The 14388-nt window shown below is 70.0% G+C and carries 10 protein-coding genes; 9 read left to right on the top strand and 1 reads right to left on the bottom strand.

What is annotated here, in order from left to right; all coding sequences use genetic code 11:
• Nucleotides 1–55: 55 nt before the first annotated feature.
• On the top strand, nucleotides 56–2056 hold the full coding sequence (locus ABGI63_RS22055; protein ID WP_349744678.1) for a methyl-accepting chemotaxis protein: 2001 nt from the start codon (nucleotides 56–58) through the stop codon (nucleotides 2054–2056).
• Nucleotides 2057–2084: 28 nt separating this feature from the next.
• On the opposite strand, the gene ABGI63_RS22050 is transcribed toward ABGI63_RS22055, so the two are convergent.
• Nucleotides 2085–4625 (bottom strand): ABC transporter permease, encoded by a 2541-nt coding sequence (locus tag ABGI63_RS22050; RefSeq protein ID WP_349744677.1) that lies wholly within the window; start codon nucleotides 4623–4625, stop codon nucleotides 2085–2087.
• Nucleotides 4626–4721: 96 nt separating this feature from the next.
• On the opposite strand from ABGI63_RS22050, the gene ABGI63_RS22045 reads away from it, so the two are divergent.
• From ABGI63_RS22045 to ABGI63_RS22010, 8 genes are all read left to right on the top strand, one after another.
• Complete coding sequence (locus tag ABGI63_RS22045) at nucleotides 4722–6887, top strand: putative bifunctional diguanylate cyclase/phosphodiesterase (protein ID WP_349744676.1); 2166 nt, start codon at nucleotides 4722–4724, stop codon at nucleotides 6885–6887.
• A gap of 63 nt (nucleotides 6888–6950) precedes the next feature.
• Nucleotides 6951–7607: an aspartate/glutamate racemase family protein gene (locus tag ABGI63_RS22040; protein WP_349744675.1), complete on the top strand. Its 657-nt coding sequence runs from the start codon at nucleotides 6951–6953 to the stop codon at nucleotides 7605–7607.
• 28 nt (nucleotides 7608–7635) lie between these two features.
• Entirely contained in the window at nucleotides 7636–9273 is a 1638-nt protein-coding gene (locus tag ABGI63_RS22035; protein WP_349744674.1) for an ABC transporter substrate-binding protein, read from the top strand.
• A gap of 9 nt (nucleotides 9274–9282) precedes the next feature.
• Nucleotides 9283–10236, top strand: coding sequence for an ABC transporter permease (locus tag ABGI63_RS22030; RefSeq protein ID WP_349744673.1), 954 nt, complete (start codon nucleotides 9283–9285; stop codon nucleotides 10234–10236).
• Between the two features lie 13 nt (nucleotides 10237–10249).
• On the top strand, nucleotides 10250–11125 hold the full coding sequence (locus tag ABGI63_RS22025; RefSeq protein ID WP_349744672.1) for an ABC transporter permease: 876 nt from the start codon (nucleotides 10250–10252) through the stop codon (nucleotides 11123–11125).
• A gap of 8 nt (nucleotides 11126–11133) precedes the next feature.
• Nucleotides 11134–12168: an ABC transporter ATP-binding protein gene (locus ABGI63_RS22020; protein WP_349744671.1), complete on the top strand. Its 1035-nt coding sequence runs from the start codon at nucleotides 11134–11136 to the stop codon at nucleotides 12166–12168.
• Nucleotides 12165–13169, top strand: a complete 1005-nt coding sequence (locus ABGI63_RS22015; protein ID WP_432767459.1) for an ABC transporter ATP-binding protein — start codon at nucleotides 12165–12167, stop codon at nucleotides 13167–13169. Before ABGI63_RS22020 ends, ABGI63_RS22015 begins: the two co-directional genes overlap by 4 nt.
• The gene (locus tag ABGI63_RS22010; protein WP_349744670.1) at nucleotides 13169–14347 is read left to right on the top strand and encodes an amidase; all 1179 of its coding nucleotides are present in this window, start codon (nucleotides 13169–13171) and stop codon (nucleotides 14345–14347) included. The genes ABGI63_RS22015 and ABGI63_RS22010 overlap by 1 nt, the downstream gene beginning before the upstream one ends.
• The last annotated feature ends 41 nt before the right edge of the window (nucleotides 14348–14388 follow it).

Raw genomic sequence — 14388 nt, 5'->3', positions numbered from 1 at the left:
GGGGGGATCGGGCCGCGAGGTCCGGCCCCCTTTTTGTTTTTCGAGGAGCACAACAATGTTTGATTCGATCAAGACCAAGCTGATCAGCCTGTGCGTCGGGGTGGTGGTGGTGACCCTGAGCATCGTCACCGTCGCCGACTACCTGATCGTGCGCAAGCACACCCATGCCCAGGTCAACGCCAGCCTGGATGCGCTGGCGGCGGCCCATGGCGCCACTATTGCCCAATGGGTCAGATCGCAGCGCGACATCGTCGGCTCGATACAGCCTGTGGCCAAGATTGCAGACCCCATACCGATGCTGGTGCAGGCGGCCAAATCCGGGCGCCTGGACAATGCCTATGTCGGTCTGGCCGACAAGAGCGTGCATTTCTCGACCCCGCAAAACGACCTGCCGCCCGGCTACGACCCCACCGCCCGTCCTTGGTACAAGCAGGCGGAAGGCGCCAGCGGCGCGGTGCTGACCGAGCCCTATGTCGATGCCGGCACCAAGCGCCTAGTCGTGACCTTTGCGCAGGCGGTCAAGGAAGGCGGCAAGACCCTGGCGGTGGTGGCCGCCGATGTCTATCTGGACGGCGTGGTCGAGACCGTCAAGTCCATCAAGCCTACACCGGCCGGCTGGGCCTTTCTGACCTCGCGCCAGGGCAAGATCATTGCCCACCCCGACGCCAATCTGGCGATGAAGCCCGGCACCGAGCTGAGCCCGCAGTTCGACGCGGCCGCGCTGGAAGCCAGCCTGAAGCCCGGCGCCAGCTGGGTCGAGGCCAAGGTCGGCGATCAGACCGTGCTGATGCGCGCCGCAGCGATTGCCGAAACCGACTGGGTGCTGGTCACGGCCGCCGACAAGGGCGAGGCCCTGGCCTCGCTGAGCTCCCTGGTCAATACCTCGGTGATCGCGCTGGTCGTCGTGATGGTGCTGGCGGGCCTGCTGGTCGCCGGGCTGGTGACCGCGATGCTGGGCGGGCTCGACAAGGTGCGCGCCGCGCTCGACGAGATCAGCGCCGGCGGCGGCGACCTGACCCAGCGCCTGCCGGTGGCCGGCAAGGACGAGATCGCCCGCATCGCCGGCTCCTTCAACACCTTTGCCGAGAAGATCCAGCACATCCTGCTCGATGTGCGGGCCGCCAGCAACTCCATCACCACCGCGTCCAGCGAGATCGCGGTCGGCGCGCAAGACCTGTCACAGCGCACCGAGCAGACGGCAGCCAATCTGGAACAGGCCGCCTCGTCGATGGAAGAGCTGACCGCCACCGTGCGCCAGACCGCCGATGCCGCCTTGACGGCCAATCAGCTGGCCTCCTCGGCCTCCTCGGCCGCGGCCAAGGGCGGCACCGTGGTCGGCCAGGTGGTCTCGACGATGGACGCGATCACGACCAGCTCGAAGAAGATCAGCGACATCATCGGCGTGATCGATGGCATCGCCTTCCAGACCAATATCCTGGCGCTGAATGCGGCGGTCGAAGCGGCGCGGGCCGGCGAGCAGGGCCGCGGCTTCGCGGTGGTGGCCTCGGAGGTGCGCTCGCTGGCCCAGCGCAGCGCCGACGCGGCCAAGGAGATCAAGGGGCTGATCGGTGCCAGCGTCGACAGCGTCGAGGCCGGCAGCCGCCTGGTGCAGGAAGCCGGCAGCTCGATGAACGACATCGTCTCCAGCGTGCAGCGCGTCACCGACATCATCGGCGAGATCACCGCCGCCTCGACCGAGCAGAGCAGCGGCATCGCCCTGGTCAACGATGCCGTCGTCCACCTGGACCAGATGACCCAGCAGAACGCCGCCCTGGTCGAGGAGTCGGCGGCGGCGGCCGAGAGCCTGAAGGACCAGGCCCACAAGCTGACCGAGGTGGTGTCGGTGTTCAGGCTCTCCAACAACGATGCGGCACCGGCCTACCAGGCTGTGTCCAAGCCCAAGCCAGCGGCGGCACCGGCCGCGCACCGGCCGGTGGCCGCCAAGCCCGCCGCGCCCAAGCCGGCCGCCAAGACCGAGGCCCCTCGCCCGGCGGCCGCCGCGCCGAAGCCGGCGCCCAAGCCGCAGGGCAATGACAGCGATTGGGAAACCTTCTGATACAGACCCGGCTGCGGCGGCCGGCGCCTCAGTTGGTGTCCGCCTCGCGCAGGGTCACCATCACCGGCCGCTGCAGCACGCCGCGCAGGCTCCACCAGCCGGCCGCCTGGGCCAGCAGCGCGCCCAGCGCGGCGCTGGCCAGCGGCACCCAGGGGCTGCCGCCCCAGTCGAATTCGAACACATAGCGCGCCAGCAGGCTGCCCAGCGCCAGCGCGACCAGCCCGGCCAGCGCGCCGGCCAGTGCGCCCACGCCCAGCAGCTCGGCGCGCTGCACCTGGGCCAGCAGCTGCTTGCTGGCGCCCAGCGCCCGCATCAGGCCGAACTCGCGGATGCGCGACTCGCGCGTGCTGCTGACCGCGCTGAGCAGCACCACCAGGCCGGTGGCCAAGGTGAACGCGAACAGGAACTGCACCGCCTGTATCACCTGGTCCAGCACCTGCTGGACCTGCTGGATCTGCGCCGAGACATCGACATTGGTGATGTTGGGAAAGTCATGGCTGAGCTGCCGGTCCAGCTCGCCGCCCGCCGGCGTTGCTGGCACACGGAAGGCCGCGATATAGGTGCTGGGCAGCTCGGGCATGGCCGCGCGCGGGAACAGCACGAAGAAGTTGACCCGCATCGAGCTCCAGTCGACCTTGCGCAGGCTGCTGATACGGCCGCTGACGATGCTGCCGGCGATGTCGAAGCTCAGGCTGTCGCCAAGCTTGAGCCCCAGCTGCTTGGCCAGGCCGGCCTCGACGCTGAGCCCATCAGCCTCGTCGGCGGTCCAGCGCCCGCCGACCAGCTGGTTGTGGGCCGGCAGCGCGGCGCCATGGCTCAGATTGAATTCGCGCTCGACCAGGCGTTGCGAGCGCTCCTCGCTGAACTGCTTGGGCGCCACCGTCTTGCCGTTGATCGCCACCAGCCGGCCGCGGATCATCGGATACCAGTCATAGCCGCTGACGCCGGCCGTCTTCAGCTGCTGCCGGAAGGCCTCGCCCTGATCGGGCTGGATATTGATGACGAAGCGGTTCGGCGCATCGGCCGGGCTGGCCGCCCGCCAGCTGGCGATCAGGTCGGTGCGCAGCAGCACCAGCAGGGCCAGCGCCAGCAGGCCCACCGCCAGCGCCGAGACCTGGACCACCGCGAAGGCCGGCCGCGCCGCCACCTGGCGGGTCGCCAGCAGCAGCCAGCGCGGCGCGCCCGCCCCGGGCACCAGGCGGCGCAGCAGCAGCACCGCGCCCCAGGCCAGCAGCGCAAATACGGCCAGCGCGGCGGCGAAGCCGCCGGCCGCGATCAGGCCCAGCTTGATATCGCCCGACAGCGCCACCAGGATGGCACCAAAGCCCAGCACCCCGGCGCCCAGCACCAGCAGCGAGCCGGCCTTGATAGCGCCCAGATCGCGCCGCATCACCCGCAGCGCCGGCACCGCCGCCAGCTGCAGCACCGGCGGCAGCCCGAAGCCCAGCAGCAGGCTCATGCCCAGCCCCACGCCCAGGCCCACCGGCCACAGGCCGGCGGCCGGCAGGTCGACCGCGATCAGCCCGGCCAGCAGGCTGACGAAGACATAGTGCAGCGCAAAGCCCAGGGCCACGCCGACCAAGCTGGCCAGCAGGCCGACGACGCCGAACTCCAGGCCATAGGCCCAGGCGATGCGGCGCTGCGGCTGGCCCAGCACCCGCAGCATCGCGCAGTCGTCCAGATGGCGGGCCGCGAAGTCGCGCGCCGCCAGCGCCACCGCCACCGCCGCCAGCAGGGCCGACAGCATCGCCACCAGGTTCAGGAACTTGCTGGCCCGGTCCATGGTCTGGCGCATCTCGGGCCGGCCGCCCTCCAGCGACTCCAGGCGCACACCGCGCAAGCCCTGGGCCTCGATCAGCGCCGCCGCCTGCTGCTCGAACTCGCGTGCGACAGCCGCCCGCCCGGCCGGTGCGATCACCGCGAAACGGTAGTTCAGGCGGCTGGCCGGCTGCACCAGGCCGGTGGCGGCCAGATCGGCCTCGGCCAGCATCACCCGCGGCGCAAAGCTCAGGAATCCGGCCCCCCGGTCGGGCTCGTTGGCGATCACGCCGGCCAGCTTCAGGCTGGACTCGCCGAGCAGCAACTGCTCGCCCAGCGTCAGTCCCAGCGCGTCCAGCACCCCGGCATCGACCCAGACCTCGCCGCGCGCCGGCGCGCCGAGCTTGCGGCCGTCGGCCAGGCTGACCTGGCCACGCAGCGGATAGGCCGCGCCGACCGCCTTGACCGCCACCAGCCGGCTGGCGCCGCCCTGCGCGCCCGGCGCCCGCGCCATGCTGGGGAAGCTGACCGTGCCGACCCGCGCCAGCCCGAGACGTTCGGCCAGCTCGCGCAGCGGCGCCGGCGTCACCTGGTCGCTGCTGACCACCGCATCACCGCCCAGCAGCTGGGCCGCGTCGCGCTTGAGCCCCTGCTCCATCCGGTCGGCCAGAAAGCCCACCGCGCACAGCGCCGCCACCGCCAGCGCGACGGCCAGCACCAGCAAGCGCAGCTCGCCGGCGCGCCAATCGCGCCACAGCTGGCGCCAGGCCAGGGTCAGAACAGTCGGAGGGATGAGCGCGGGCTTGTTCATGCTCGCGACTCTAACCGGCACTCGCCCATGCCGTCCCTGCCTTGACTTATATTCAGACCAGGCGGTCAGCGTGGCCGCCACCGGTCCCCTCCCCCCATGCCCTTGCTGACACCGCTTTACGATCCAGGCATCGTCCTTGCCTCCGTGCTGATCGCCTGCTTCGCGTCCTATGTGACCCTGGATCTGGCCAAGCGGGTGCGCAGCACCGACGCTGCGGTCGCCCGCATCTGGTGGCTGGGCGGCTCGGTGGCGATGGGCTCGGGCATCTGGTCCATGCATTTCATCGGCATGCAGGCCTACACGCTGCCGATCGCGCTGGGCTACACCGGCCTGCTGACCCTGCTGTCCTGGGTGGCCGCCGTGGCGGCCTCGGCGGTGGCGCTGGGCCTGGCCAGCCAGGGCTCGCTGACGGCCGGCCGGCTGGCCGGCGGCGCCCTGGTGATGGGCGTGGGCATCTGCGCGATGCACTACACCGGCATGGCCGCGCTGGACATGGCGCCGGGCATCGTCTGGAACCCGCTGCTGGTGGCGGCCTCGGCCGCGATAGCGGTCGGCGCCTCGGCCGTGGCCCTGCTGATCTTCTTCTGGCTGCGCGGCGTCAAGCCCCAGCATGGCCGGCGCTACCAGGCCCTGGCCGCGCTGGTGATGGGGCTGGCGATCAGCGGCATGCACTACACCGGCATGGCTGCCGCCGGTTTCCCCGAGGGCAGCGTCTGCCTCAGTGCCGACCAGCTGGACGGCGCCGAGCTCGGCGAGCTGATCATGCTGGCCTCGCTGGCGCTGCTGGCGATGACCCTGCTGACCTCCAGCCTGGACGCGCGCATGCAGGGCAAGACCGCCGCGCTGGCGGCCTCGCTGCAGGACGCCAACAGCCAGCTGCAATCGGCCAACCAGGAGCTGCAAAAGCGCGCCTTCCTCGACCCGCTGACCGGGCTGCCGAACCGCCTGCTGTTCGAGGACCGGCTCGGCCATGCGCTGGCGATGCTGGAGCGCGGCGGCGAGCGCAGCAGCCGCCAGATCAAGCGCCTGGCCGTGCTCTTCGTCGATCTGGACGGCTTCAAGCCGGTCAACGACTCCTACGGCCACGCCGCCGGCGACGCGCTGCTGCAGGAGGTGGCGCAGCGCCTGCTGGCGGTGGCGCGCGACAGCGACACGGTGGCGCGGCTGGGCGGCGACGAGTTCGTGCTGCTGCTCGAAGACGTGGCCGATGTGGCCGACAGCGCGGCGCTGGCGCACCGCCTGGTGCAGTCGCTGACCCAGGCCTTCGTGATAGGCGGGCGCAAGCTGCATGTGGCGGCCTCGGTAGGCATCGCCGTCTACCCCGAGCATGGCCCGGGTGACAAGCTGATGGGCCATGCCGACGCCGCGATGTATGCGGCCAAGCGCAATGGCGGCAACACCTATGCGGTGTTCGAGAGCCATATGGATGCCGGCGCGGCCGAGCAGCTGAGCCTGCAGCACGCGCTGCGCCAGGCCCTGGCCGAGGGCCAGATCAGCCTGCACTACCAGCCCAAGTTCGACGGCCAGCGCGGCCTCTTGCGCGGCGTCGAGGCCTTGCTGCGCTGGCAGCACCCGGAGCGCGGCATGATCCCGCCCGATGTCTTCATCCCGATTGCCGAGCGCTTCGGCCTGATCAACGAGCTGGGCGGCTGGGTCATCAACGAAGCCTGCCGCCAGATGCAGGCCTGGGAGCAGGACGGTCTGCGCATCCGCGTCGCGATCAATCTCTCGGTCCACCAGCTGCGCCAGGGCGATCTGGTCACACGCATCGAGCAGGCGCTGAGCCGCCACCGCGTCGCGCCGGAGCGCCTGCTCTGCGAGATCACCGAATCGGTGGCGATGGAAGACATCAGCGCCACCCAGGCCGCCTTCGAGGGCCTGTCGCGCATCGGCGTGTTCCTGTCGATCGACGACTTCGGCACCGGCTACTCCAGCCTCAGCTATCTGCGCCAGTTGCCGGCCCGCCAGCTGAAGATCGACCGCGGCTTCATCCAGGACCTGGAGACCAGCGCCGATGCGCGCGCCGTGGTCGACGCGGTCGTCAAGCTGGCCCATGCGCTGGACCTCAGCGTGGTGGCCGAGGGTGTCGAGACCGCCGGCCAGCGCGATGTGCTGCTGGCGCTGGGCTGCGATGAGCTGCAGGGCTATTTCTTCGCCCGCCCGATGTCGGCGGCGGCCCTGCAGGACTGGGCGGCCGGCCAGCGGCCGGCGGGGGCGGCCGAGTTCGCACCCTCGGCCTTCGTCGACCTGCCGCCGCGCTGATCCCCGCGCTGATCCCCGCGTTGGCGCCCCACAGCGGGCACAGGAGTTGCAGCGGCCCGGGCCATGAGCCTGCTGCTGCTGATCAACCCCAACACCAGCGAGGCGGTGACCCGCCAGCTGGCGCAGGCCGCCGCCCCGCTGACGCCCATCGGGGGCCAGGTCTTGACGCGCACCGCCCGCTTCGGTCTGCGCTATATCAGCAGCGAGTACGGCCTGGCCCTGGCCAGCCATGCGGTGCTGGACGCCTACGACACCGCACTATCGGAGGGAGCAAGCCCCAATGTGGTGCTGCTCGGCTGTTTCGGTGACCCGGGACTGCTGGCGCTGCGCGAGCGCGCCCGCGTGCCGGTCTGTGCACTGGCCGAAGCCTCGATGCGCGAGGCCGCCGCACGCGGCCGCTATGCCATCGTTACCGGCGGCGCCGCCTGGGTGCCGATGCTGCGACGCCTGGCCTGGAGCCTGGACCTGCTCGACCCGCTGGCCGGCATCGTCAGCGTAGCGCCGAGCGGCGCCGAGCTGGCGGCCGACCCCGAGATGGCCGGCCGCGTGCTGCGCCAGGCCTGCCAGCAGGCGGCCGCACTGCCCGGGGTGGCCAGCATCATCGTCGGCGGGGCGGCGCTGGCCGGCTGGGCCGCCCGGCTGCAGCCGGAGTTTGCGCTGCCGCTGCTGGACAGCGTCGACTGCGGCCTGCGCAGCGCCTGGCACATGACTTGCGTCTGAGCCTGCAAACAACCCACGAGGAGCCCCGATGAAGCGTCCCCATCTCGTTTTTGCCTTGGCCGCCCTGGCCCTCGCCAGCAGCGCCTTGGCCCAGGAAAAAACCCTGCGCATCGCAATGACTGCGGCCGACATCCCGCGCACCTTGGGCCAGCCAGACCAGGGCTTCGAGGGCAACCGCTTCACCGGCATCCCGATGTATGACGCGCTGACCCACTGGGACCTGTCCAAGGCCGATGCCGCCAGCGTGCTGGTCCCGGGCCTGGCCACCAGCTGGACGGTCGACGCCAAGGACAAGACCAAATGGGTGTTCAAGCTGCGCCCGGGCGTCAAGTTCCATGACGGCTCGGCCTTCAATGCCGATGCGGTGGTCTGGAATGTCCGCAAGGTGCTGGACAAGGACGCAACGCATTTCGACGCCAGCCAGGTCGGTGTCACCGCCTCGCGCATGCCCACGCTGCGCAGCGCCCGCAAGATCGATGAGCTGACGGTCGAACTGACGACCAGCGAGCCCGACTCCTTCCTGCCGCTGAATCTGACCAATCTCTTCATGGCCTCGCCGGCGCACTGGGAGGCCAAGCTCAAGGCCGTGCCGGCCGGCGTCGCCGACGCGGCCGAGCGCAGCAAGCAGGCCTGGACCGCGTTTGCCGCCGATGCCTCCGGCTCCGGCCCCTTCAAGATGAGCCGCTTCGTCGCCCGCGAGCGCCTGGAGATGGTGGCCAACAAGGGCTACTGGGATGCCAAGCGCGTGCCCAAGATCGACAAGGTCGTGATGCTGCCGATGCCCGAGGCCAATGCGCGCACGGCCGCGCTGCTGTCGGGCCAGGTCGACTGGATCGAGGCGCCCTCGCCCGACGCGATGGCCCAGATCACCCAGCGCGGCCACAAGATCTACAGCAATGCCCAGCCCCATGTCTGGCCCTGGCAGCTGTCCTTCGCCGAGGGCTCGCCCTGGCTGGACAAGCGGGTGCGCCAGGCCGCCAATCTCTGCGTCGACCGCGAGGGCCTGAAGACCTTTCTGGGCGGCATGATGGCCATCCCCAAGGGCACGGTGCCGCCGGGCCACCCCTGGTGGGGCAATCCGAAGTTCGACATCAAGTACGACGTCAAGGCCGCGCAGGCGCTGATGGCGCAGGCCGGCTTCTCGGCCGCCAAGCCGGTCAAGGTCAAGGTGCAGATCTCGGCCTCGGGCTCGGGCCAGATGCAGCCGCTGCCGATGAACGAGTTCGTCCAGCAGTCGCTGAAACAGTGCTTTTTCGATGTCGACTTCGACGTGATCGAATGGAACACGCTGTTCACCAACTGGCGCAAGGGCGCCAAGGACCCCTCGGCCAATGGCGCGCACGCGACCAATGTCAGCTTCGCCGCGATGGACCCCTTCTTCGCAATGGTGCGTTTCTCCAGCACCAAGACCTTCCCGCCGGTCTCCAACAACTGGGGCTATTACGGCAATGCCGAGGTCGACAAGCTGATCGCCGACGCCCGCACCGCCTTTGACGACAAGGCCCGCGACGCCGCGCTGGCCAAGCTGCATGCCCGCATCGTCGAGGACGCGGCCTTTGTGTGGATCGCCCACGATGTCGGCCCGCGCGCGATGAGCGCCAAGGTCAAGGGCGTGGTGCAGCCGCGCAGCTGGTTCATCGACATCGCGCCCATGAGCATGGACTGAACGCCGACCATGCTGATCTACCTGCTCAGACGCATCATCTACGCCCTGCCCATCATGGGGGGCGTGGCCCTGGTGTGCTTTGCGCTGGTTCATCTGTCGCCCGGCGATCCGCTGGTGTCCATCCTGCCGCCGGACGCCTCGGCCGATCTGCAGGAACAGCTGCGCGAGCTCTACGGCTTCAATCGCAGCTATCCCGAGCAGTTCTTTGCCTGGGTCTGGCGGGCGCTGCAGGGCGATCTGGGCACCAGCATCGCCAGCGGCCGGCCGGTGGCCGCCGAGGTGATCAAGGCGGTCGGCAACACGCTGCGGCTGGCCGTGCTGGCGACGCTGATCGGCTTCGTCCTCGGCGGCTTCTTCGGTTTCGTCGCCGGCTACTTCCGCGGCAGCTGGCTGGACCGGCTGGCCTCGATGCTCAGCGTGCTGGGCGTCAGCGTGCCGCACTACTGGCTGGGCATGGTGATGGTGATCGTGTTCGCCGCCACCTTGAACTGGCTGCCCGCCACCGGCGCCGGCCCCGACGGCTCGGGCACCTGGGCCTGGGACTGGGCCCACTTCCAGTACATGCTGCTGCCGGCGCTGACCATGTCGGTGATCCCGATGGGCATCATCGCGCGCACGGTGCGAGCCCTGGTGGCCGACATCCTGTCGCAGGAGTTCGTCGTCGGCCTGCGCGCCAAGGGTCTGACCGATCTGGGCATCTTCCGCCACGTCGTCAAGAACGCCGCGCCGACCGCGCTGGCCGTGATGGGCCTGCAGCTGGGCTATCTGCTGGGTGGCTCCATCCTGATCGAGACGGTGTTCTCCTGGCCCGGCACCGGCTTCCTCTTGAACTCGGCCATCTTCCAGCGCGACCTGCCGCTGCTGCAGGGCACCATCCTGGTGCTGGCGCTGTTCTTCGTGCTGCTCAATCTGGTGGTCGATGTGGTGCAGACCCTGCTCGACCCCCGTATCGCGAGATCCTGACATGGCCGCCGTGATGACTAGCCCTCTCGCTGCGCCCGCGCCGCTGCGCTCGCCCGGCTACTGGCAGGGCGTGCTCGCGCGCCTGCTGCGCGATCCGGTGGCGGTCGGTGCCGGTGTGGTCGTGCTGGCGCTGCTGGCGCTGGCGGTGTTCGGACCCTGGCTGGCGCCCGCCGATCCCTATGCCGCCTCGATGATGAAGCGCCTGAAGCCCATAGGCACCGAGGGCCTGCCGCTGGGCAGCGACGAGCTGGGCCGCGACATGCTGTCGCGCCTGATCGTCGGCGCCCGGCTGTCGCTGTTCATGGGCCTGACGCCGGTGCTGTTCGCCTTTGTGATCGGCACCGTGATCGGCATCATCGCCGGCTATGCCGGCGGGCTGACCAACACGCTGATCATGCGCACGGTCGATGTGTTCTACGCCTTCCCCTCGGTGCTGCTGGCGATCGCGCTGTCCGGCGCTTTGGGTGCCGGCATCACCAACTCGCTGATCTCGCTGACCATCGTCTTCATTCCGCAGATCGTGCGGGTGGCCGAGAGCGTCACCACCCAGGTGCGCGGGCGCGACTATGTGGAGGCGGCGCGCGCCTCCGGTGCCGGCGCCTTCACCATCGTGCGCGTCCATGTGCTGGGCAATGTGCTGTCGCCGATCTTTGTGTACGCGACCGGCCTGATCGCGGTCTCGATGATCCTGGCCTCCGGCCTGTCTTTCCTGGGCCTGGGCGTCAAGCCGCCCGAGCCCGAGTGGGGCCTGATGCTCAACACCTTGCGCACCGCGATCTATGTCCAGCCCTGGATCGCCGCCCTGCCCGGCGCGATGATCTTCATCACCTCGATCGCCTTCAACCTGCTGTCCGACGGCTTGCGCAGCGCGATGGAAATCAAGCAATGAGCGCCGTCATGAACGAACTGCTGGAGCAGCCCGCCGACGTCGGCGGTCCGGCCCAGCCGCTGCTGACGATCAAGGGACTGAGCAAGCATTTCCCGCTGAAGAAGGATCCGCTGGGCCGCGGCGGCGGCGTGGTGCGGGCGGTCGACGGTGTCGATTTCAGCGTGCTGAAGGGCGAGACCCTGGGCGTGGTCGGCGAATCGGGCTGCGGCAAGAGCACGACCGCACGCCTGCTGATGCAGCTGATCAACCCGAGCGCCGGCGAGGTGGTCTTCGACGGCCGCAGCGTCGGCAGCCGCGCGCTGCCACTGAAGGAGTTCCGCCGCCAGGTGCAGATGGTGTTCCAGGACAGCTATGCCTCGCTGAACCCGCGCCTGACCATCGAGGACTCGATCGCCTTCGCGCCCCAGGTGCACGGCCTGCCCCGACGCGAGGCGCGGGCGCGCTCGCACGACCTGCTGGCCCGCGTCGGCCTGGAGCCGGCCCGCTTTGCCGGCCGCTATCCGCATGAGCTGTCCGGCGGTCAGCGCCAGCGCGTCAATATCGCCCGCGCGCTGGCGCTGCAGCCGCGCCTGGTGATCCTCGACGAGGCCGTCTCGGCGCTGGACAAATCGGTCGAGGCCCAGGTGCTGAACCTGCTCCTGGATCTGAAGGCGGAGTTCGGCCTGACCTATGTCTTCATCAGCCACGACCTGGGCGTCGTGCGCTTCATCAGCGACCGGGTGATGGTGATGTATCTGGGCCAGGTGGCCGAGATCGGGCCCTCCGAGGCCTTGTTCGAGACACCGGCCCATCCCTATACGAAGGCCCTGCTGTCCTCGATGCCAGCGATGGACCCGGACCAGCGCACCGAAGAGGCGCCGCTGGCCGGCGACCCGCCCAACCCGATCAACCCGCCCAGCGGCTGCCGCTTTCATCCGCGCTGCGCCCAGGCCGCGCCCATCTGTTCCCAGCGCGTACCGCTGCCCACAGCCGCCGGCACCGATCACATCGTCGCCTGCCTGATGCACGAGCGCGGCAGCGGCCATCCGGAGGCCGCGGCATGAAGACAGGCAAGCAAGAGCCTATGGTGGCGCTGAAGAACCTCAGCGTCACCTTCACCGGCGGCAAGAAGCCGGTCAAAGCGGTCAGCGGCGTCAGCCTGGAGCTGCAACGCGGCGAGGTGCTCGCGCTGATCGGCGAATCGGGCTCGGGCAAGAGCGTGACGATGCGCAGCCTCTTGCGCCTGCACCCGGAGAAGCGCAGCCGCATCGAGGGCCAGATGCAGGTCGGCGGGCGCGATGTGCTGGCGATGTCGGCGCGCGAGCTGGCCGACTACCGCGGCAAGGTCGCCTCGATGATCTTCCAGGAGCCGCTGCTGGCGCTGGACCCGGTCTACACGGTGGGCGCGCAGATCAAGGAGGCGATCCGCCGCCACGAGCGCGGTGTCGGCGAGGCCGAGGCCCGGGCCCGCGCGCTGGCGCTGTTCGAGCGGGTCCGCATCCCCAGCCCCGAGCGGCGTCTGGACGCCTATGCGCACGAGATGTCCGGCGGCATGCGCCAGCGCGCGATGATCGCGCTGGCCCTGGCCTGCCGGCCCCAGCTGCTGCTGGCCGACGAGCCGACCACCGCGCTGGACGCCACGGTACAGATCCAGGTGCTGCTGCTGCTGCGCGAGCTGCAGCGCGAGCTGGGCCTGTCGGTGCTCTTCGTCACCCACGATATCGGCGCGGCGGTCGAGGTGGCGGACCGCATCGCGGTGATGTATGCCGGTCGCATCGTCGAGGAAGGCACGGTGCGCGAGATCATGCGCGCGCCGCGCCATCCCTACACGCTGGCGCTGCTGAAGAGCCGTGCGCATGGTGCGCTGGCCAAAGGGGCAAGACTTGACACCATCGCCGGCAGCCCGCCAGACTTGGCGAACCTGCCGCCCGGCTGCGCCTTCGCCGACCGCTGCGCTCGTGCCAACGAGACCTGCCGGCGCCTGCAACCCGAGCCGGTGGTGTTCTCGGTCGGCCATCTGGCCCGCTGCCACCATATCGAAACCGCCACCACCGCGCTCGCCTGATGACGACTGTTCACGACCCGGCCCACGCTTTCGTTCCCTACCCCGAAGCCCCCGTCCCCCACGCCGCCACCGGTCCCCTGGCCGGCCTGACCTTCGCGGTCAAGGATCTGTTCGATGTGGCCGGCTACCCGACCGGCGGCGGCAACCCTATCGTGCTGGCCCGCTCCGGCATCAAGAGCCGAACGGCTCCCACCGTTCAGAAGCTGCTGGACGCCGGCGCCCGCTTCGTCGGCAAGACCGTCACCGACGAGCTGGCCTTCTCGATGAACGGCAACAACGCCCATTTCGGCGCACCGATCAACGGCGCGGCGCCCGAGCGCATCAGCGGCGGCTCCTCTTCGGGCTCGGCCTCGGCGGTCTCGAACGGCCTGTGCGATTTCGCGCTGGGCACCGACACCGGCGGCTCGGTGCGCGCGCCGGCCAGCCACTGCGGCCTCTACGGCCTGCGCCCCAGCCACGGCCGCATCAGCCTCGAAGGTGCGCTGGACCTGGCGCCCAGCCTCGACACCTGCGGCTTCTTCGCCCGCGACGCGGCCGTGATGGCCCGGGTCGCCGATGTGCTGCTGGGGCAAGACCTGTCCCCCACGCCGACGCGCCTGCTGTGGCCGCATGAGCTCTGGGGCCTGCTGTCCGCCGAAGTGGCCGAGGCCACGGCCGGTGCCTCGGCCCAGATCCAGGCCCGGCTGGGCGAGGCCGCGCCGGTGGCCGTGGTGCAGGACAGCCTGGAGACCATGTACTGGCAGTTCCGCTACATCCAGGGCCGCGAGGCCTGGCTGGTGGACGGTCCGCTGATCGAGCGCTATGCGCCGCCGCTGGGCCCGGGTGTGGCCGAGCGCTTTGCCTGGTCTCGCCAGGTGAGCGACGCCCAGGTCGCCGGCGCCCGCGCCTTCCGCGACGCTTTCCGTGCCCACATGGCCGCCGTGCTGGGCAAGGACGGCGTGCTGCTGATGCCGACCATGCCGGACATCGCACCGCTGCGCAATGCCGCCGAGAGCACGCTGGAGGACTACCGCAACCGCAGCATCCAGATGCTGTGCATCGCCGGCCTGTCCGGTTTCCCGCAGCTGAGTCTGCCCCTGCTCAAGCGCGAGGGCGCGCCGCTGGGGCTGTCGCTGCTCGGCCCGCCGGGCAGTGACCGGGGGCTTGTTGCGTTGGCGGAGAAGTTGGCTGCCGCCTAGCAGGCTGTTGAAATTCGCCGCATTTGAGCCCGGCCCTCACC

Origin of the sequence: Roseateles cavernae (assembly GCF_040187885.1) — a bacterium.
In the GTDB taxonomy this organism is placed as follows: Bacteria; Pseudomonadota; Gammaproteobacteria; order Burkholderiales; family Burkholderiaceae_C; genus Roseateles_E; species Roseateles_E cavernae.
The sequence above is the reverse complement of the archived record's forward strand: the minus strand, read 5'-3'. Positions and strand labels throughout refer to the sequence as shown.